Origin of the sequence: Sphingopyxis sp. CCNWLW2 (assembly GCF_037095755.1) — a bacterium.
Classification (GTDB): Bacteria; Pseudomonadota; Alphaproteobacteria; order Sphingomonadales; family Sphingomonadaceae; genus Sphingopyxis.
Genome location: NZ_JBAWKJ010000002.1, coordinates 590,617 through 609,535, shown reverse-complemented (window position 1 = coordinate 609,535; position 18,919 = coordinate 590,617). Strand labels below are relative to the sequence as shown.

The following is an 18,919-nucleotide window of genomic DNA, read 5'->3' as shown; positions in this document are numbered from 1 at the left end:
ATGCTGCTCGCGATCGATGTCGGCAATACCAACGCCAAATTCGCGCTGTTTCGCGGCACCGAGCTGCTCGCGCGCTGGCGCATCGCGACCGACGACCGGCGCACCGCCGACGAATATATGGTCTGGCTCGACCAGTTGATGCGGATCGAGGGGCACGACCGCGCCGACGTCGAAGCGGTTATCATCTCGACCGTCGTCCCGCGCGCGCTCCACAATCTCCAGCTGCTCGCCCATAAATATTTCGGCGTCGATGCGCTGGTCGCGGGCCGCGAGCCCGTGACCTGGGGTATCGCGCTCAAGGTCGACGAGCCGCAGTCGGTCGGCGCCGACCGCGCGGTCAATGCAATCTCGGCGCAGGCGGTCGAGCCCGGCAAGGACAAGCTCGTCATCAGCTTCGGCACCGCGACGACGCTCGACCATATCGGCCCCGACGGTGCCTATCTGGGCGGGATCATCGCGCCGGGCGTCAATCTCTCGCTTGAGGCGCTCGTCGCGGCGGCCGCAAAACTCCCCCGTATTGCGATTGAAGCCCCGGCAACGAGCAGCGTTATCGGGCGCACTACCGAAAGCCAGATGCTGATCGGCGTCTATTGGGGCTATGTCTCGATGATGGAAGGGCTGATCGCGCGAATGAAGGCCGAAATCGGCAAGCCGCTCACCGTTATCGCGACGGGCGGCCTTGCGACACTTTTTCAGGAACAGGCGCACCTGTTCGATCGTATCGAGCCCGACCTGACGCTGAACGGGCTGATGCACCTCTATCATCAACGGAAGCCAACAATATGACGACTCCGGGCAAGGAGCTGCTTTTTCTCGCATTGGGCGGATCGGGCGAGATCGGCATGAACGCCAATCTCTATGGCTGCGACGGCAAATGGATCATGCTCGACCTCGGCGTGACCTTTGGTAGCCACGATTATCCGGGCATCGACATCGTCATGCCCGATCTCGAATTCATCGAGGACCGCAAGAAGGATTTGCTCGGCATCGTGCTGACGCACGGGCACGAGGATCATATCGGGGCGCTGCCCTATCTCGCCGCCGACCTCGGTGTGCCGCTTTACGCCAACCGCTTCACCGCGGGGCTGATCGCGCACAAGCTCGCCGAAGAGGGGCTGGAGAAGGCGGTCACGCTCAAGACTGTCGACATCGACGACAATTTCCAGATCGGCCCATTCGGCATCCGGCTGATCCCGCTCGCGCATTCGATCCTCGAAATGAGCGCGGTGGTGATCGACACGCCCTATGGCCGCGTCTTCCACACCGGCGACTGGAAACTCGACGAGGAACCGATCCTTGGGGTTCCTGCCACCGCCGCGGCACTGACCGCGGTCGGCGACGAGGGCATCGACGTCCTCGTCTGCGATTCGACCAATGCGTTTAACCCTGAAGCCTCGGGCAGCGAAGGCGGCTTGCGCGAAGGGCTGGAGCAGGCGGTCGGTGCGGCGAAGGGCCGGGTGGTCGTCACCACCTTCGCATCGAACGCGGCACGGCTTGCGACGCTGGGCGCGGTCGCCAAAGCAACTGGACGCACCTTGTGTGTCGCGGGCCGTTCGCTCGACCGCATTCTAGGCGTCGCGCGCTCGGTCGGTTACCTCAAGGACTTCCCGCCGACGGTCGATTTCGACGAAGCGATGCGGCTGCCGCGCGACAAGGTGATGGTGATCGCCACCGGCGGGCAGGGCGAACCGCGCGCGGCGCTCGCGCGCATGGCGGCCGACATCCACCAGATCAAGCTCGAAGCGGGCGACACCGTCGTCTTCTCGTCGAAGCAGATCCCGGGCAACGAGGTCGCTATCGGGCGGATTATGAATCAGCTCGCGGCGAAGGACATCCTGACCGTCACCGAGAAGCAGGCGCATATCCATGTCAGCGGCCATCCGGGACAGCCCGAGCTTGCCGCGCTGTACGGCTGGTTGCGCCCCAAGCTCGTCCTGCCGGTGCATGGCGAGATCCGCCATATGCACGAACAGGCGCGCTTCGCGCTCGAAAAGGGCGTTCCCGACGCGCTCGTGCAGGAAAATGGCGACCTGGTGAAGCTGGCGCCCGGCACCGCGAAGATCGTCGAGCGCGTGCGCGCGGGGCGGCTGATCCTCGACGGCGACGTCATCCTGCCCGCCGACGGCGAGACGATCAACGAACGGCGCAAACTCTCGCTCAACGGGCATATCACCGTCGCGGTGATCTTTTCGGACAAGCGCTTTATCGAAAGCGCGGTCAGCTACCGCGGCGTGCCCGTTGAGGATGAGCGCGAAGCCTTTATCGATGAGATGCGCGAAGCCGCCGAACAGGCCGCGACCGGACCCGCGCGCGACGAGGAAAAGCTGCGCGAGGCGATCCGCCTCGGCGTGCGCCGCGTCGCAACCGACTGGACGGGCAAGAAGCCCGTCGTCGATGTCATGCTCGTCACCATCTGACACACGGAAACACGACGATGAAATGGACCTCGGCGCTTGCCATCTACCTGCTGTTCTGGGCGTTCAGCGCCTTTTTCGTGCTGCCCTTCCATGGCCGCCGCGCGAGCGATGACGCGACGCCGCTCGTGCGGGGGCAGGAACCGGGCGCACCGGCGACCTTCCGTCCCGGACGCATCCTGCTCCAGATGACGATTGCCGCGACGGCCACCTTCGTCCTCTATTATGTCGCCTATGTGAATGGCTGGGCCGATCCCGACGTGCTGACCGGGCGGGCCTGAGTAGCGCAGATCTGACTGGCCCAATTTGGCGTCGGGAGCGGATGGGCGGTTATTCCGGCGTTGCTGCTGGGTTCCCGCTTTCGCGGGAATAACGAGCTATTGGTTTGCCAGCTTCTGCAACAGTGCTGCGCTCTCCGCATCGGCCGGGAAAAATGCCTCGATCGCGAGTTCAGACAAGGTGATATCCACCGGCGTGCCGAAAATCGTCACCGTCGACACAAAGCGAATTTGACCCATCGGCGTGTCGAGAATCAGCGGCACCGCAATGCCGTTCGCCGCGCTGCGATGCTGCACATCCTCCGTCGCCGGATAGCCCGCCAGTTCCTCGCGCAGCGCGATCAGCCCGGCGTCGGCGCTCGCATCGATCTGGTGATCGAGCCGTTCGAGCAGATGCGCGCGCCATTCGCCCCGATTGGCGATATGCGGCGCGAGCCCCTCGGGATGCAGCGCAATGCGGAGCACGTTGACGGGTGGTTCGAACAGGTGTGGTGCGGCAAGCCCCGCGAGGATTTCGACGGCGCTGTTCGCCGCCACCATATTCCAGTGCCGGTCGACCGCGAGCGCGGGATAGGGCTCGTGCCCCTTCAGCACATGCTCGACGATCGCGCGCATCCCCGCCATTTCGGCGCTGTCGAGCGGCCGCTCCTGATAGTTGGGGGCATAGCCCGCCGCGAGCAGCATCGCGTTGCGCGCGCGGTGCGGCACGTCGAGGCAGTCGGCGATTCGCTGCAACATCGCCGCGCTCGGCTTCGACCGCCCCGTTTCGATAAAGCTCAGGTGGCGCGTCGAAATCTCGGTATCGAGCGCGAGGTCCATCTGGCTCATCCGGCGGCGGGTGCGCCATTCGCGCAATTGCTCGCCCAGCGTCGCGACTTGCATGATCGTCTCCTTCGTCCGGAGAGCTATACCTCCGCCTTCCTGTTTTCCATTACCTCCGGCGTAATCGACGCCATTCCTTTTCGAGTCCAGTTTGAGGAGGTCGAAAGGAGAACCCATATGTCGATCCTCAACCTGAAGAATATCCTCGTCGCCGACGCCATCACCTGCGGGGGTGTCTTTGCCATCGGCCTCTTCGCCGCCGCGCCGGTCGGCGCGCTGCTCGGGCTGCCCGAAAATATCGTCGCGATCGGTGGCTGGATCTGTCTCGCCGCCGCGCTGCTGATGATCGTCGCCGCCCGGCAGGCGGTGCCGAGCCCGGCGCTGGTCAAGCTCATCGCAATCGGCAACCTCGGCTGGGTCGCGGCGAGCTTCGCCGTGGTCGCGACCTTTGCCGCGCAGATGACCGGCCTCGGCATCGCGGTCGTCGTGGCGCAAGCCTTCGGCGTGCTCGGCTTTGCCATCCTCGAATGGAAGGACGCGGGCGCGCCGCGCAGCCTTGTCGTCTAACTCAGCGCATCGAGCCGGGCGATATCGATCCCGCCCGGCACCAGCATCACCGGACAGGGAAGCGTACCCGCATCCTGTCCGGTGAAATGCGCGACCAGCGGGCCGGGCGCACCCGACGCCGCCGTCGCGAGCACCAGCGCCGCAATCTCGTCGCTCGCACCGATCACTTCGCGCACCACCTCGGCGGGTTTGCCCGACTTCACCATGATCTGCGGTGTCACACCCGCTTCCTGCACCACCGCATCGGCGGCAGCGGCCACCAGTTCCTCGGCATGCTCGCGCGCTTCGGCCTCAATCGTCGCCTGGACGCCGCCGAATGCGACGAAATCCTGCGGCGGGATGATCGCCAGCACGATGAGGCCGCCGCCCGTCCGCGCCGCGCGGCGCGCGGCAAAGCGCAGCGCCAGCGTCGCCTCCGGGCTATCGTCGATCACCACCAGATATGTCCGCATCACCCCGACCCCTCGTGTTTTTGCTTGGGGCGAAGAGTGCGTCACATTCGTATGAAACGCAAGTTGGCCCGCTAGACCTTGACCGACGCAGGGCTTATGGCGAGGAAGAATCCGTAGCGGCAGGCCCAAGCCTGCAAGACTGACAGGGACAAGCCCGAATATGCCAATCGAACTCAAAATGCCCGCTCTCTCGCCGACGATGGAGGAGGGCACGCTTGCCAAATGGCTGGTCAAGGAAGGCGACACGGTCAAATCGGGTGATCTGCTCGCCGAGATCGAGACCGATAAGGCAACGATGGAATTCGAAGCGATCGACGAAGGCGTCGTCAGCCAGATTCTCGTCGCCGAAGGCACCGACAATGTGAAGGTCGGCACCGTGATTGCGGTGATCGCGGGTGAGGGCGAAGATGCCGGGAGCGCGAAGGCTGCGCCGGCGCCGGCCCCGGCCGCGACTCCCGCCGCTGAACAGAAGACCGAAGCGCCAGCGCCCGCCGCTGCGTCTGCTCCGACTCCCGCACCGGCCCCGGCTCCGGCAGCCGCCCCCGCTGCGTCGGGCGACCGCATCAAGGCCAGCCCGCTCGCCAAGCGCCTCGCCGCCGAGCAGGGTATCGACCTCAAGAGTCTGACCGGCACCGGCCCGGGTGGCCGCATCGTAAAGGCCGACCTCGAAGGCGCCCCCACTGGCGCCGCGGCACCTGCCGCAATCGCCGCAACCGCCGCACCGGTCTCCGCCACCGCTGCTCCGGCAGCAGCTCCCGCACCGGCCACCGCCGGGGCCATCCCCGATTTCGGCATCCCGCACGAGGACACGAAGCTGTCGGGCATGCGCAAGACGATCGCGCGGCGCCTGACGGAATCGATGCAGCAGTCGCCGCACATCTACCTCACGGTCGACATCCGTCTCGATGCGCTGCTCAAGCTTCGCGGCGAGCTCAACGCCAGCCTCGAAAGCCGCGGCGTCAAGCTCAGCGTCAACGACATGCTGATCAAGGCGCTCGCGGTCGCGCTCGAACGCGTGCCCGCGTGCAACGTCAGCTTCGGCGGCGATGTGATGCGCCAGTATAAACGCGCCGACATCTCGGTCGCGGTCAGCATTCCGGGCGGCCTGATCACCCCGATCATCGTCGATGCGGGCGGCAAGTCGATGTCGAAAATCTCGACCGAAATGTCCGAGCTCGCGGCGAAGGCGAAGGAAGGCAAGCTCCAGCCCGCTGAATATCAGGGCGGCACCGCCTCGATCTCGAACATGGGCATGATGGGGATCAAGCAGTTCACCGCGGTGATCAACCCACCGCAAGCGATGATCATGGCGATCGGCGCGGGCGAGAAGCGGCCCTATATCGTCGACGACGCGCTCGCGATCGCGACCGTCATGTCGGCGACCGGCAGCTTCGACCACCGCGCGATCGACGGCGCCGACGGCGCGCTGTTGATGAAGACCTTCAAGGAACTGGTGGAGGCGCCGCTAGGCTTGGTCGCGTAAATGTCGCCCAAAGAGAAGCTTATCTATCTAGGCGCCATTCCCCTTTTAGCGGCAGGAATCGGCGGCACGGCCACTTTCTTGGTTGCCCAAAATGATAGAGAACCAATCGTGATTGGTCGAGAAGCTGTGGAAGCGGCGAAAGACGGCAAAATCACGATTGAGATCGTTAGAAAAGACGAAACGGATTCAAGTTGGCCCATTGCGTTTGGCGTGTTCGCCGTGGCTGCATTCTTTGCAGCATTTGCTTGGGCAATGACGAGGGATTGAACGGATAATGGCTGACACCAACTACGACCTCATCGTCCTCGGCTCGGGCCCCGGCGGCTATGTCGCGGCGATCCGCGCGGCGCAGCTCGGGCTGAAAACCGCGATCGTCGAGCGCGAGAACCTTGGCGGCATCTGCCTCAACTGGGGCTGTATTCCGACCAAGGCGCTGCTGCGCTCGGCCGAAATCTATCATTATATGCAGCATGCGGGCGACTATGGCCTGATCGCGCAGCAGATCAGCGCCGACATCGACGCGGTCGTGAAGCGTTCGCGCGGCGTCGCGAAACAGCTCAGCCAGGGCGTCGCCTTCCTGATGAAGAAGCACAAGATCACCGTCCATATGGGCGAGGGCAAATTGACCGCACCCGGCAAGCTCGAAGTGAAGGGCGAGAAGGGGACCGAGACCCTCACTGCGAAGAATATCATCGTCGCGACCGGCGCCCGCGCCCGCGACCTGCCGTTCGCGCCCGCCGACGGCAAGCGCATCTGGACCTATCGCCACGCGCTCGTCCCGCCCGAAATGCCCAAGAAATTGCTCGTCATCGGATCGGGCGCGATCGGGATCGAATTCGCGAGCTTCTACAGCGACATGGGCGTCGACGTGACCGTCGTCGAAATGCTCGACCGCCTCGTCCCCGTCGAGGATGCCGATGTCTCGGCCTTCCTCGAAAAGGCGCTCAAGAAGCAGGGCATGACGATCTTCACCGGCGCGGGCGTCGAGGAACTGAAAGCGACCGCGACCGGCGTCACCGCGAAGATCAAGACCAAGGACGGCAAGACCGAAAGCGCCGAGTTCAGCCACGCGATCGTCGCAATCGGCATCGTCCCGAATACCGAGAATATCGGGCTCGAAGCGCTCGGCGTGAAGACGACCAAGGGCCATATCGACACCGACGCGATGTGCCGCACCAACGTCCCCGGCATCTGGGCGATCGGCGACGTCACCGCGCCGCCGTGGCTCGCACACAAGGCGATGCACGAATCGGTGATCGCGGTCGAGGCGATCGCGGGCAACCATCCGCACGCGATGGACCCGCGCAACATCCCGGGCTGCACCTATTGCCGCCCGCAGATCGCCAGCGTCGGCCTGACCGAAGCGAAGGCGAAGGAGCTGGGTTACGAGGTCAAGGCCGGCACCTTCCCCTTCATCGGCAACGGCAAGGCGATTGCTTTGGGCGAGTCCGAAGGCTTCACCAAGACCGTGTTCGACGCGAAGACCGGCGAATTGCTCGGCGCGCACATGATCGGCGCCGAGGTGACCGAGCTGATCCAGGGCTATACGATCGGCAAGACCGCCGAGCTGGTCGAGGATGATTTCATCGGCACCGTCTTCCCGCATCCGACGCTCAGCGAAACGATGCACGAAGGCGTGCTCGCGGCATTCGGACGGCCGCTGCATATTTGATCTTCACCAACCTCGTCATTCCCGCGAAAGGCGGCCAGAGGCACGTGACTCTGGTAAGCAACCCAGCGAGCCGAGGTCGCAACTGGGTCCCCGCTTTCGCGGGAATGACGAAGGGGGAGTTGTGAACGCCGAATCCTATCGCTTTCCCGCCATCGCGGCGGCGCTCCTCCTCGCCGTCATCCTGCTCGGCTTCGCGGTCGGCGCGGGTTGGACCGAGACCGCCGACTGGCAAATCTCGCACACGCTGGCGATCCGCGTCGACGAACGCGATCCCGCCTTCATCGCCTTCATGCAAGGCGCGAGCTGGATCGGCGGCGGCACACCGCGCTGGATCATCGTGATCCTGCTCTGCGGGCTCGTCTGGCACTGGTGCGGCCCGCGCTGTGCCGTCGCGCTCGGCGGCGCGTCGCTACTCTCGAACCTCGCGTCCAGCCTGCTCAAGCTCGGCTTCGCCCGTGCGCGCCCCGACCTGATCGATCACCTCGACCATCAGACCAGCTATTCCTACCCCAGCGGCCACGCGACCAGCGCCGCTGCCGTCTACCTGCTTCTCGCCTGGCTCGCGCCGCCGCGCTGGCGCCCCTATGCCTGGACGCTCGCGGCGGCGATGATCATCCTCAACGGCTTCTCGCGCATCATGCTCGGCGTCCACTGGGCGAGCGACATCGTCGGCGGCACGATGCTCGGCACCGGCTTCGCGTTGCTCGGCGTCTGGTGGGTCGCAAGGCACAGGGCGACCGCCTGACGCATTTTCCGCTGTCCTATTTCGCACCGCTTTGCCATCACGATATCCGGGCACCAACAACAGGCGGGTAAGATATGCAATCGCGAGTGAAGTTAGGCAGTTTTCTGCGGGGAATCGCTTTGGGCTCGACGGCGCTTTTCGTCGCCTCGATCGCCCCCGCGAAGGCGCAGGAAGATGCCGGCCAGACCGTCATCACAGCCGCGCGCTACGTCGACGTGCTGACCGGCAAGACGGTTGAGTTTCCTGCGATCTTCGTCGGCGCCGACGGCCGCATCACGAACATCGCCGATGCGCGCACCGTGCGCTGGGGATCGAACGTCAAACATATCGACCTCGGCGACAAGACGCTCGTCCCGGGTCTGATCGATATGCACGTCCATCTCGACGGGCCCGCCGACATCGGCGGCTATCGCGGCCTCGAATTCACCGACAGCTTCTGGAGCATGACCGCGGTCAAAAATGCCAATGACATGCTCGGCGCGGGCTTCACCACCGTGCGCAACGTCGGGTCGGACAACCGCAACGATATTGGGCTGAAGCAGGCGATCGACGCGGGCTACGCAACGGGTCCGCGCATCGTCCCTGCGGGCTATGCGCTCGGCGCGACCGGGGGGCATTGCGACAGCACCTTCCTGCCGCCCAGCCTTGAGAAGAAGGACGGCAAGGAAGAGGGGATCGGCGACACGCCCGAAGAACTGCGCTTCCAGGTCCGCCGCCAACGCAAATATGGCGCCGAGGTGATCAAGGTCTGCGCGACCGGCGGCGTATTCTCGCGCAACACCGAACCCGGCCAGTTGCAGGTCTCCGAAAAGGAGCTCGCCGCCATCGCCGACGAGGCGCATCAATGGGGTCTGCGCGTCGCGGCGCACGCGCACGGCGCTTCGGGCATCCGCGCCGCAATTGCCGCCGGGATCGACACGATCGAGCATGTCAGCCTCGTCGATGACGAGGGCATCCGCATGGCGCTCGCACGCAAGCAGCCGGTGTGGTTCTCGATGGATATCTACAACACCGACTATACGCAGGCCGAAGGCGCGAAGAATGGCGTGCTCGAGGATAATCTGCGCAAGGACCGCGAAGTCGCACAAATCCAGCGCGACAATTTCCGGAAAGCGGTGAAGGCCGGCGTGCGCATGGTGTTCGGTTCCGACGCGGGCGTGATGCCGCACGGGCAGGTCGGCGGCCAGTTCCGCGTCATGGTCGAATATGGAATGACCCCGCTACAGGCGATCCAGGCCGCGACAAAGAACGCCGCCGAGGCGCTGGGCCGCGAGAAGGATGTCGGCGCGATCGCGGTTGGGCGCTACGCCGATATCGTCGCGGTCGACGGCAATCCGCTGACCGAAGTGCGCCAGCTCGAAAGCGTCGACGCGGTGGTGAAGGGCGGGGTGCTCGTCAGGGGCAAATAGCCCCTACAGCACCAGCCGGTCGACCAATGCTTCGCGCATGTCGGGGGTGAAGTTCAGCACCGCCTCGGCATAGGTCGGAATGTCGCCATGGTCGCGTCGCACCGTGGCGAGCGCGGCGTCGAGATAGGCGGGGTTGACCGACATCAAAGCGCGGATCGCATCGTCGTGGATTTCGGCGCCGTAACGCGAGCGGATATGCGCCGCGCCCTGCGCGATGCGTTCCTCGATCTTGCCCGCGGTGTTGGTGAGGAGATAATCCTGCATCAAATCGTCCTCGTGGACCCCGAGCAGCCGGTGGACGATTGCCACCGCAAATCCGGTGCGGTCCTTGCCCGCGACGCAGTGGACAAGGCTCGGCGCATCATATTCCGTGAGCGCGGCCAGATAGAGCCGCAGCGTTGCGACGAGCGCGGGGCGATAGGGCATGCCGGCATAGGTATCGATCATCCGCTCGCGCGCCGTCTCTACGTCGATCGTCCCGCCCGCCGCCTGCAGGTGCGGCGCGAGCCCGGCGGTAATGCCGCCCGCGAACAGCACGCGCGCCGAGAAAGTCTCGGAGCGCCGGCACGGGTGCAACTCGCGTTCGTCGTCACCGCGCAGGTCGATCACCGTCTCCAGCCCCAGCGTATCGAGTGCGTCCAGATCATCGTCGGTCGCGGCCTCATGGTGCGCCGAGCGCCAGAGCGTCCCGTCACGCAGCCGCCCGCCACCCTCGACCGCGTAACCGCCATAGTCCCGGAAATTGTGGACGCCGGCCAGTGGCAGGACACGCTCGGCAATCATCATCATTCTCCTGTAAACACCGGCGGACGCTTTTCGACGAACGCGTTGATCGCCTCGCGGTTATCCGCGGTTTCATGGACGATCGCCTGATAGGCTGCACTAAGTTCCAAAATATCGCTCATCCGGCTGTGCTGCGCTTCGCGCAGCAAACGCTTCGTCAGACGCAGCGCGCGCGGCGGGTTGCAGACGATCCGCTCGGCAATGGCGATTGCACGGTCGAGCAGTTCCGCATCGGGCACGACGTCCGTGACCAGACCATATTCCTTTGCCTGCACCGCGTCAAAGCGGTCCCCGGTCAGGAACAGCTCGGCGGCACGCGGATAGCCGAGTATCTTTTGGAGCAGCCACGCTCCGCCGTCGCCGGGAACGATCCCGACCTTGATAAAGCTGCACGCGAATTTCGCGCTCTCGGCGGCAATGCGGATATCGCAGGTGCAGGCAAGATCGGCGCCGAGGCCGATTGCATGGCCGTTAACCGCGGCGATCATCGGCACCTCGCAATCCATCAGCGCACGAATCACCGCCTGCACGCCCTTGCGGTAGTTGGCACGCGTGGAATCGGGCTGATCGAGCACGCCGATGCCTTGGCGATCCTGCATACCCTTGAGGTTACCGCCCGCGCTGAACGCCTTGCCGCTGCCGGTCAGGATAATCGCGCTGACGCTGCGGTCGTCGCCAAGGGCGCGGAGCGTGTCGATGATGTCCTGGCAATCTTCGTGCGTGCCGATCGCATTCATACTCTCGGGCTTGATCATCGTCAGGATCGCGATCTTGCCCCGCCGCTCGACACTCAGAAATTCGCCCATCTTCAATTATCCTTTGCTGACTAACCAAAGCTATTGCATGGCTGGTGCGACATGCAAGGCTTTGCGCTCTATCCTTTCGATCCGCCCGGCGACATTGCCGCACTGCGTACCGATTTGCGGGACTGGCTTGCGGCGAACCAGCCGCAGAGCGACGTGGTAGCGCGAGCGAATTGCTGGGCGAGTTTTGACGCCAGTTTCAGTCGCGCGCTCGGCGCAGCGGGCTATGTCGGCATGACGTTGCCGACGCAATACGGCGGCAGCGACCGCCATCCGCTCGAACGTTATGTCGTGATCGAGGAATTGCTGGCCGCCGGAGCGCCCGTCGGCGCGCACTGGATCGCCGATCGCCAGACCGGCCCGCTGATCCTGCGTTATGGCAGCGAGGAACAGCGGCAGCGCTACCTCCCGGGAATTGCGGCGGGCGAGCTTTATGCCTGCATCGGCCTGTCCGAACCCGGCGCCGGTTCCGACCTCGCCGCAGTGCGAACGACGGCACGCGAAACTGCTGAGGGCTGGCGGATCAACGGCCAGAAGATCTGGACCACCGGCGCACATTTCTCGCATATCATGCTCGCGCTCGTCCGCACCGAAGAAGGGAGCGAACGCAACGCGGGGCTCAGTCAATTGCTGATCGATCTCGACACCCCAGGCATCACGATCCGTCCGATCATCGACATGGCGGGGCATCATGATTTCAACGAGGTTTTCTTCGACGATGTACTCGTCCCGCACGGCGCATTGGTTGGCGAACGCGGGCAGGGGTGGAAGCAGGTCACCGCCGAACTCGGCCTCGAGCGCTCGGGCCCCGAACGTTATCTGTCGAGCCATGCGCTGCTCGTGGCGCTCATCGATGCAGCGGGCCCCGAACCCGATCCGGCAATCACCACGCTGATCGGCGAACTCACCGCCGAAATATGGACGCTGCGCCAACTCTCCATGTCCACCGCGGCGAAGCTCGCGGCTGGCGAAGACCCGATGGTCGAGGCGTCGGTGGTCAAGGAACTCGGCAATGCCTTTGAACAGGATATGCCGCGCCGGGTGCAGGCGATTGTGACAAGCGGCTGGGACGATGAAAATGATCTCGCGAAACTGCTCCGCGCCCTCCTCATCGCATCGCCCAGCTTCTCGCTGCGCGGCGGAACGCGCGAGGTGATCCGCGGGATCATCGCACGCGGATTGGGCCTCAGATGAGCGCGGCACGCGACATGCTCTGCGATACGGCACGCGCGGTCTTCGCCGAGGCCGCGACGGCGGGGATCGCTCCGGTCGAGGAAGCGGGCTTTGGCCTGCTGCTGGTTCCCGAGGAAAACAATGGTTTCGGCGGTGACTGGGGCGACGTGAACGCGGTGCTGCAGATCGCCGGTGTGATCGTGCCGGATCTCCCGGTCGCCGAGCTGATCGCGGGTGAAGCGTTCCAGCCTGCGGCAACGGTCAGCCTGATGGCGGGCGCGATGGGGCGGGCGCTTTCGCTCTCGATCGACCATGTGAATACCCGCCAGCAATTCGGCCGCCCGCTGGGCAAGTTCCAGGCGGTGCAGCAATCGCTGGCCGCGATGGCGTGCGAAGTCCGCGCGGTCGAGGCGGCAGCGGCGGCGCTGGCGTCGCGGCTTGATGCCGTGGGGCTCGATGCAGCAGCAGCCGATTTCGAGATCGCCGCAGCGAAACTGCGCGCCAATCGCGCCGTCGGCGTCGTCACCGCCATCGCGCATCAGGTGCATGGCGCGATCGGCTTCACCGAAGAATACGACCTCCACCGGGTGACCGTCCCGCTAATGCGCTGGCGCGGAGCACACGGAAACGATGCCTTTTGGGCGGCGCGGCTGGGGCGTCAGGTTGCCGGCTTTGGCGGGCGCGGCCTCTGGGAAGCGATGACCGCGCGCGGCGCCTAGGCGTCAGCGCACCGCACCGCCTTCGCGGAGCGCGGCAATCTTGTCTGTATCATAGCCCAGCCCAGCCAGCACCGCGTCACCATCGGCACCGACCGCCGGTGCCGGGCGCGGTGTGTCATTGACCGTCGCCGAATAACGCGGGGCAGGGGCCGGCTGAACCGCGCCGCCGACCGTCAGGAAGGTTTCGCGTTCGACATTGTGCGGATGCTGCGGCGCTTCGCTCAGCGACAGGATCGGCGCGAAGCAGACGTCGGTCATCTCCATGATCGCGCACCATTCGTCGCGCGTCTTTGTCTTGAACAGCGCGGTCAGCTTTTCCTTGAGCGCCCCCCATTTCGACGGGTCGAGCTGCGCATCGAAATCGGCGTCGTCGGTCAGCCCGGTCTTTTTGCGCAGCAGCGCATAGAATTGCGGCTCGATCGACCCGATCGAGATGAACTTGCCGTCGGCGCAGACATAGCTGTCGTAAAAATGCGCCGCGCCGTCGAGCATGTTGACCCCGGCTTCGTCCTTGAGCCGGCCCGCCGCGTGAAACCCCCACGTCATTCCCGCGAGCAGCGCCGAGCCGTCGGTCATCGCGCAGTCGATCACCTGACCCTCGCCGGTGCGCGCAGCGTGGACGAGCGCGCTCGACATGCCGAAGGCGAGCATCATCCCGCCGCCACCGAAATCGCCGACATAATTGACGGGCGGAACGGGCTTTTCGCCCGCGCGTCCGATGCCGTGAAGGACGCCCGACAGCGAGATGTAATTGATATCGTGCCCCGCCGCCTGCGCATAAGGGCCGAACTGGCCCCAACCGGTCATGCGGCCATAAACCAGCTTCGGATTGTCGGCGAGCAGCACGTCGGGCCCAAGTCCGAGCCGTTCCATCACGCCCGGCCGATAACCCTCGATGATCCCGTCGGCGCTTTTGCAGAGCTCGCGCGCGATCTGGACCGCCGCGGGATTTTTCATGTCGAGCGCGATCGAGGTGCGGTTGCGGCTCAGCGGATCGCGCGGGTCCATGAAGCCGCCGGGGCGATCGATACGGATCACCTCGGCGCCATGGTCGGCGAGCATCATGCCGCAGAAGGGACCGGGACCAATGCCGGCAAATTCGATGATCCTGATACCCTTCAACGGCCCGGTCATTTGACTCTCCTGTGCCTTAAATGCGTTCGATGATGATCGCGGGCGCCATGCCGCCCGCGGCGCACATGGTGACGAGGCCATAGCGACCGCCCGACCGTTCGAGTTCGTCGAGCGCGGTGCCGATAAGGATCGAACCCGTTGCGCCGATCGGATGGCCGAGCGCCATCGCGCCGCCGTTGATGTTCACCTTCTCGCGGTCGAGGTCGAGGTCGCGGATGAACTTCTCGGCCACAACCGAAAAGGCTTCGTTGATTTCCCAGACGTCGATGTCGTCCTTGGTCAGCCCGGCCTTTTCGAGCACCTTCTTGGCCGCCGGGACGGGGGCGTTGAGCATCAGCGTCGGATCGTCGCCGATATTGGCATAGGCGACGACGCGCGCACGCGGCCTCAAGCCATGCTTGTCGGCGTAATCCTTTGAGGTGAGCAGCAACGCCGCGGCGCCATCGACGACGCCCGACGAGTTACCCGCATGGTGGAAATGCTGGATCTCGACGTCGGGATAGCGGCGATTGACCTGCTTGCGGAAGGTGAAGCCGCCTCCAAGGTCGAAATCGGCGAGGCCGGTGAAGGCGGGCTTGAGTGACGCCAACCCCTCGGCCGTCGTTTCGGGCCGCGGGAATTCCTCGTGGTCGAGCGCGACGCTGCCGTCCGGGTTGAACACCGGCACAACCGACTTGGCGAAGCGGCCTTCCTTGATCGCGCGATCGGCGCGCTGCTGGCTGACCAGCGCCAAGGCGTCGAGCGCCTCGCGGCTGATCCCTTCGATCGTCGCGATGGCATCGCCGCACACGCCCTGATGCGATTGCGGATGCAATTCGTCGAGCGCCTCGTGGCCCGATCCCATCAGGCGCGGTGGCAGGCCGGCGTTCGCCTGTTCCGCAGCGTAGGCCGTGGTGTAGCTCATCATCTCGGTGCCACCCGCGATGACGCAATCTTCCATGCCGCTCATCACGCTGGCCGCGGCGAAGTTCACCGAGCTGATCCCGCCTCCACAAAAACGATCGAGCGTCGTGCCGCTCGCCTTGGTGTCATAACCCGCCGACAGCGCTGCCATGCGGCCGAGATCGCCGCCCTGCTTGCCATTCTGGCTCGACGTCGACCAGACGATGTCGTCGACCGTCGCGGTGTCGAGATTGTTGCGGTCGCGGATCGCGGCCAGCACCGTCGCGGCCAAATGCTGGGGGTGGAGGTGCGACAATGCGCCTTTGCCGGGCTTGCCAACCCCGCGGGGGGTGCGAACGGCGTCGATGATATAGGCTTCGGCCATGATGAAATTCCTTTTGGTCGGCGAGATTAACGGGGAGCCATGCGGATCGCGCCGTCGAGGCGGACCGCCTGGCCGTTGAAATAGGTGTTGCGAACCATCTCCATCGCGAGGCTCGCATATTCTTCGGCCTTGCCGAGGCGCTTGGGGAAGGGGACCGAGGCTTCGAGGCTCTCCTTCACCTTCGGGTTCATATTACCGAGCAAGGGGGTGCCGAACACGCCGGGCATGATCGAATTGACCCGGATGCCGAGGTCCATCAGGTCGCGCGCCATCGGCAGGACGAGGCCGTTCACGCCGGCCTTGGCCGATCCGTAGATGACCTGCCCGATCTGCGCGTCCTGCGCGGCGACCGATGCGGTGAAAATGATCGCGCCGCGCTCGCCGTCGTCCATTTCGGGAAGGTTCGCCATGCCCTCGGCGGCGATCGATGCGATGCGGTAGCTCGCAGTCAATATGCCCGCGACGCCATAGGCATAATCTTCGGTCGGCGTGCGGCGGAACGTGCCCGTTTCCTTGTCGTAAGCGAGCGTCTTGCCGCGGCGCGAGGTCATTGCGCAATGGACGCACACGCGCTCCTGCCCATGCGCGGCGCGCGCCTTGGCGTAGCCATCCAAGACCGATTGTTCGTCGGTGATGTCGACATGCACGAACAGTCCGCCGATCGACGCCGCCACCTCCTCGCCGAGCGCGTCGTTGATGTCGAAGATCGCAACTTTCACGCCCGACGCGGCCAGCGCTTCGGCGGTCGCACGGCCGAGGCCCGACGCGCCGCCGGTGACAACTGCGGAAATGCAGGAATCGATTTTCATGCGCGCGCCTCCTCAGGCCGGAATCTGGTTGAAAGGGATGCCCTTGTCGGGGCGATGGTCCTGCGGCAGTCTCAGGACTTTTTCGGCGATCGTGTTGAGCAGCGTCTCGTCCGATCCGCCCGCGATGCGGCCGGTAGGGGCGTTGATCCAGCTCGACGCCCAATCTTCTTTCTGCGAGGCGTGCTCGTCGAACAGGAAGCCGTCGCTGCCCTGAAGATCGAGCGCAAGCTCCGACAGCTTCTGGCGCGAGCGCACCGCGACGAGCTTGTTGAGCGAACCTTCGGGCCCCGGCATCATTCCCGCCTGCATCATCAGCCGCGCGCGGACATTGATCGAATCAAGTCCCGCGCGCATCGCATGGTTGCGCGCGATCTGCTGTCGGATACGGCCATCCTCGATCGCCGGACGCCCATTGAGCTGGACCTCTTTCGCCAGTTCGACGAACAGGTCGAGATGCGGCCCGAAACCCGCGCTGTCGGTCGCGACATAGCGTTCGATCATCAGCGTCGCGATCGCAACGGCAAAGCCGCCGCCGACCGGCGACATGCGGTGATCGTCGGTGATTTTCACATCGTCGAAAAACACTTCATTGACGTGGCTGTCACCACCCGCGAGCTTGATAGGCCGCACGGTAACGCCCGGCGCCTTCATATCGACCCAGAAGTAAGTGAGGCCCTTGTGCTTCGGAACGGTCGGGTCAGTGCGGACGACGATGACGCCATAATCGCTGTAATGCGCCCAGCTCGTCCACACCTTCTGGCCGTTGATCTTCCACCCGTTACCGTCAGGCTCGGCCTTCGTGCGCAGCCCTGCAAGGTCCGATCCGCCCGAGGGTTCCGAAAAGAGCTGGCACCAGATTTCCTCGCCCTGCAGCGCCTTGAGCACGCGCTCCTTGACGAATTCCTTGTCGCTGCCGAACTGCATCAGCACGGGCACCGGCATGCCAAGCGAAATGCCGAAATAGAAGCTCGGGAAGCCGTGCTTCATTTCCTCGGCATCGAAGGTAACTTTTTCGAGGTGGCCAAGGCCCTGACCGCCATACTCGGTCGGCCAGTTGATCCCGGCATAGCCCGCGTCGAACTTAGCTTTCTGATACCGGCGACCCAGCGCCAGATCATCGGCTTCGGCCAGGCCCTTGCGCGCGTCGCGGCCATAGGTCGGCGCCATCGAGGCGAGCCAGGCTGCGGCCTTGGCGCGATAGGCTTCAAGATCGCTCATGCGGCTTCTCCTGCCAGCCGGTCGACGAGAACATCCTCCCAGAACAGGCTGCTGCCTTGCTCGATCGCGAGGCTGCGCGCCCGGCGCATATGAAGGTGCAGACCAATTTCCCAGGTCACACCGATACCGCCATGGATCTGGATGCAATCGCGCGCCGCGGTATCATAGGCTTCGGTCGCCGACAGGCGCGCCGCAGCCGCCGCGGTGATGAAATCGGCGGCGCCTTCGCGCGCCGCGGCGTGGATGCAGTTCGCGCGGGCAAGTTCGACGAGGCCGTACAGTTCGGCAATACGATGCTTCACCGACTGAAAAGCACCGATCGGCTGGCCGAACGCGCGGCGGGTGAGGGCATAGTCGCGCGCGATTTCCATCAGCGCCTCGGCGCCGCCGGTCTGTTCATGCGCGGTGACGACCGATTGCAATGCGAGGATGTGAAGCGCCGCATCGCGCGCCGCGCTACCAACCGCGAGCGTTTGGGCCGGCACACCAGAAAAGCTGAGGTCGGTAATCAGGCGGCTATTGTCGAAGCTTGGGACGGGAGAGCGTTGTGCGCCGGCGAGATCGACCAGCGTGAGCACCGGCATGCCCGGTCCGTTCGCAAAGACGATTGCGACATCGGCCGCGAGCCCCGCAGAAACACCGCGCACTGTGCCGTCGAGCCTATCGCCGGTAAAGGTCACGTCGGGGCGTGCAGGAAGGGCGTCAGGGCCAGCCGCAAAGGCGATCGCGCCGATGATTTGGCCGCTCGCCAGACCCGGCAGCCAGCGCATCTTTTGTGCGCCCGATCCGAAAAGCTCGATCGCCTTCGCCGCGCCGAAACCCGACGTCAGGAATGGTGCACCGCTGATGCTGCGTCCCGCCTGATGCGCGATCAGACCCAGTTCGATGAGACCAAGACCCAGTCCGCCGACGGCTTCGGGAAGCGCGAGCGCGGTCCAGCCCTGTTCCTTTGCGGTGTCCCAGAACGGTCGATGATATTCGCCGGTCGCTTCGAGCAGCGGCAACAGCGCATCCTTGCTGACCCGCGCTTCGAGAACGCGCCGGGACTCGGTCGCGATCGCCTGCTGGCCTTCGTCATAGAGGATCGTCATGCGCGCACCCGTCCTTCTCCCATTATCTCGTTGCGGCCAGTGAACCGGACGTTGACGTAAACGTCAAGCCCTTTGACGCT

General features: G+C 64.8%; 20 protein-coding genes. 11 read left to right on the top strand and 9 right to left on the bottom strand.

Going from position 1 to position 18,919, the window contains the following annotated elements; genetic code table 11:
- Genes V8J55_RS14025 through V8J55_RS14015 form a run of 3 tightly spaced genes read left to right on the top strand, consistent with a single transcriptional unit; the run spans position 1 to position 2,695 of the window.
- Complete coding sequence (locus V8J55_RS14025) at positions 1–786, top strand: type III pantothenate kinase (RefSeq protein ID WP_336446241.1); 786 nt, start codon at positions 1–3, stop codon at positions 784–786.
- On the top strand, positions 783–2,417 hold the full coding sequence (locus V8J55_RS14020; RefSeq protein ID WP_336446240.1) for a ribonuclease J: 1,635 nt from the start codon (positions 783–785) through the stop codon (positions 2,415–2,417). The genes V8J55_RS14025 and V8J55_RS14020 overlap by 4 nt, the downstream gene beginning before the upstream one ends.
- Positions 2,418–2,434: 17 nt before the next feature.
- The gene (locus V8J55_RS14015) at positions 2,435–2,695 is read left to right on the top strand and encodes a DUF1467 family protein (protein WP_336446239.1); all 261 of its coding nucleotides are present in this window, start codon (positions 2,435–2,437) and stop codon (positions 2,693–2,695) included.
- Positions 2,696–2,791: 96 nt separating this feature from the next.
- Here V8J55_RS14015 and V8J55_RS14010 read toward each other — a convergent pair whose 3' ends face one another.
- Positions 2,792–3,574, bottom strand: coding sequence for a helix-turn-helix domain-containing protein (locus V8J55_RS14010; RefSeq protein WP_336446238.1), 783 nt, complete (start codon positions 3,572–3,574; stop codon positions 2,792–2,794).
- A gap of 117 nt (positions 3,575–3,691) precedes the next feature.
- On the opposite strand from V8J55_RS14010, the gene V8J55_RS14005 reads away from it, so the two are divergent.
- A complete protein-coding gene (locus V8J55_RS14005; RefSeq protein WP_336446237.1) occupies positions 3,692–4,081 on the top strand; it encodes a hypothetical protein in 390 nt (129 codons plus the stop codon).
- Here V8J55_RS14005 and V8J55_RS14000 read toward each other — a convergent pair.
- Complete coding sequence (locus V8J55_RS14000; RefSeq protein ID WP_336446236.1) at positions 4,078–4,533, bottom strand: universal stress protein; 456 nt, start codon at positions 4,531–4,533, stop codon at positions 4,078–4,080. The two genes, V8J55_RS14005 and V8J55_RS14000, sit on opposite strands and share 4 nt — an antisense overlap.
- Before the next feature lie 160 nt (positions 4,534–4,693).
- Here V8J55_RS14000 and V8J55_RS13995 point away from each other — a divergent pair, with 160 nt between their 5' ends.
- From V8J55_RS13995 to V8J55_RS13975, 5 genes are all read left to right on the top strand, one after another.
- Positions 4,694–6,016, top strand: a complete 1,323-nt coding sequence (locus V8J55_RS13995) for a pyruvate dehydrogenase complex dihydrolipoamide acetyltransferase (protein ID WP_336446235.1) — start codon at positions 4,694–4,696, stop codon at positions 6,014–6,016.
- Complete coding sequence (locus V8J55_RS13990) at positions 6,017–6,283, top strand: hypothetical protein (protein WP_336446234.1); 267 nt, start codon at positions 6,017–6,019, stop codon at positions 6,281–6,283.
- A 7-nt stretch (positions 6,284–6,290) separates the two neighbouring features.
- Positions 6,291–7,688, top strand: a complete 1,398-nt coding sequence (lpdA, locus tag V8J55_RS13985; RefSeq protein WP_336446233.1) for a dihydrolipoyl dehydrogenase — start codon at positions 6,291–6,293, stop codon at positions 7,686–7,688.
- A 121-nt stretch (positions 7,689–7,809) separates the two neighbouring features.
- Positions 7,810–8,433, top strand: coding sequence for a phosphatase PAP2 family protein (locus tag V8J55_RS13980; protein ID WP_336446232.1), 624 nt, complete (start codon positions 7,810–7,812; stop codon positions 8,431–8,433).
- 74 nt (positions 8,434–8,507) lie between these two features.
- Positions 8,508–9,842, top strand: a complete 1,335-nt coding sequence (locus V8J55_RS13975; protein WP_336446231.1) for a Xaa-Pro dipeptidase — start codon at positions 8,508–8,510, stop codon at positions 9,840–9,842.
- A gap of 3 nt (positions 9,843–9,845) precedes the next feature.
- Here V8J55_RS13975 and V8J55_RS13970 read toward each other — a convergent pair whose 3' ends face one another.
- A complete protein-coding gene (locus V8J55_RS13970) occupies positions 9,846–10,625 on the bottom strand; it encodes a tyrosine-protein phosphatase (protein WP_336446230.1) in 780 nt (259 codons plus the stop codon).
- A 2-nt stretch (positions 10,626–10,627) separates the two neighbouring features.
- The gene (locus V8J55_RS13965; RefSeq protein ID WP_336446229.1) at positions 10,628–11,431 is read right to left on the bottom strand and encodes a crotonase/enoyl-CoA hydratase family protein; all 804 of its coding nucleotides are present in this window, start codon (positions 11,429–11,431) and stop codon (positions 10,628–10,630) included.
- 51 nt (positions 11,432–11,482) lie between these two features.
- On the opposite strand from V8J55_RS13965, the gene V8J55_RS13960 reads away from it, so the two are divergent.
- A complete protein-coding gene (locus tag V8J55_RS13960) occupies positions 11,483–12,622 on the top strand; it encodes an acyl-CoA dehydrogenase family protein (RefSeq protein WP_336446228.1) in 1,140 nt (379 codons plus the stop codon).
- Entirely contained in the window at positions 12,619–13,320 is a 702-nt protein-coding gene (locus V8J55_RS13955) for an acyl-CoA dehydrogenase family protein (RefSeq protein WP_336446227.1), read from the top strand. Before V8J55_RS13960 ends, V8J55_RS13955 begins: the two co-directional genes overlap by 4 nt.
- Positions 13,321–13,323: 3 nt before the next feature.
- Here V8J55_RS13955 and V8J55_RS13950 read toward each other — a convergent pair whose 3' ends face one another.
- From V8J55_RS13950 to V8J55_RS13930, 5 genes are read right to left on the bottom strand one after another with little or no spacing between them, the layout of a single operon-like run.
- Complete coding sequence (locus V8J55_RS13950; protein ID WP_336446226.1) at positions 13,324–14,454, bottom strand: CaiB/BaiF CoA transferase family protein; 1,131 nt, start codon at positions 14,452–14,454, stop codon at positions 13,324–13,326.
- Between the two features lie 16 nt (positions 14,455–14,470).
- Positions 14,471–15,721, bottom strand: a complete 1,251-nt coding sequence (locus V8J55_RS13945) for an acetyl-CoA C-acetyltransferase (RefSeq protein WP_336446225.1) — start codon at positions 15,719–15,721, stop codon at positions 14,471–14,473.
- 26 nt (positions 15,722–15,747) lie between these two features.
- Positions 15,748–16,530 (bottom strand): SDR family NAD(P)-dependent oxidoreductase, encoded by a 783-nt coding sequence (locus V8J55_RS13940; RefSeq protein WP_336446224.1) that lies wholly within the window; start codon positions 16,528–16,530, stop codon positions 15,748–15,750.
- A gap of 12 nt (positions 16,531–16,542) precedes the next feature.
- Positions 16,543–17,748 (bottom strand): acyl-CoA dehydrogenase family protein, encoded by a 1,206-nt coding sequence (locus V8J55_RS13935; protein WP_336446223.1) that lies wholly within the window; start codon positions 17,746–17,748, stop codon positions 16,543–16,545.
- Positions 17,745–18,839, bottom strand: coding sequence for an acyl-CoA dehydrogenase family protein (locus tag V8J55_RS13930; protein ID WP_336446222.1), 1,095 nt, complete (start codon positions 18,837–18,839; stop codon positions 17,745–17,747). Before V8J55_RS13930 ends, V8J55_RS13935 begins: the two co-directional genes overlap by 4 nt.
- Between the last annotated feature and the right edge of the window lie 80 nt (positions 18,840–18,919).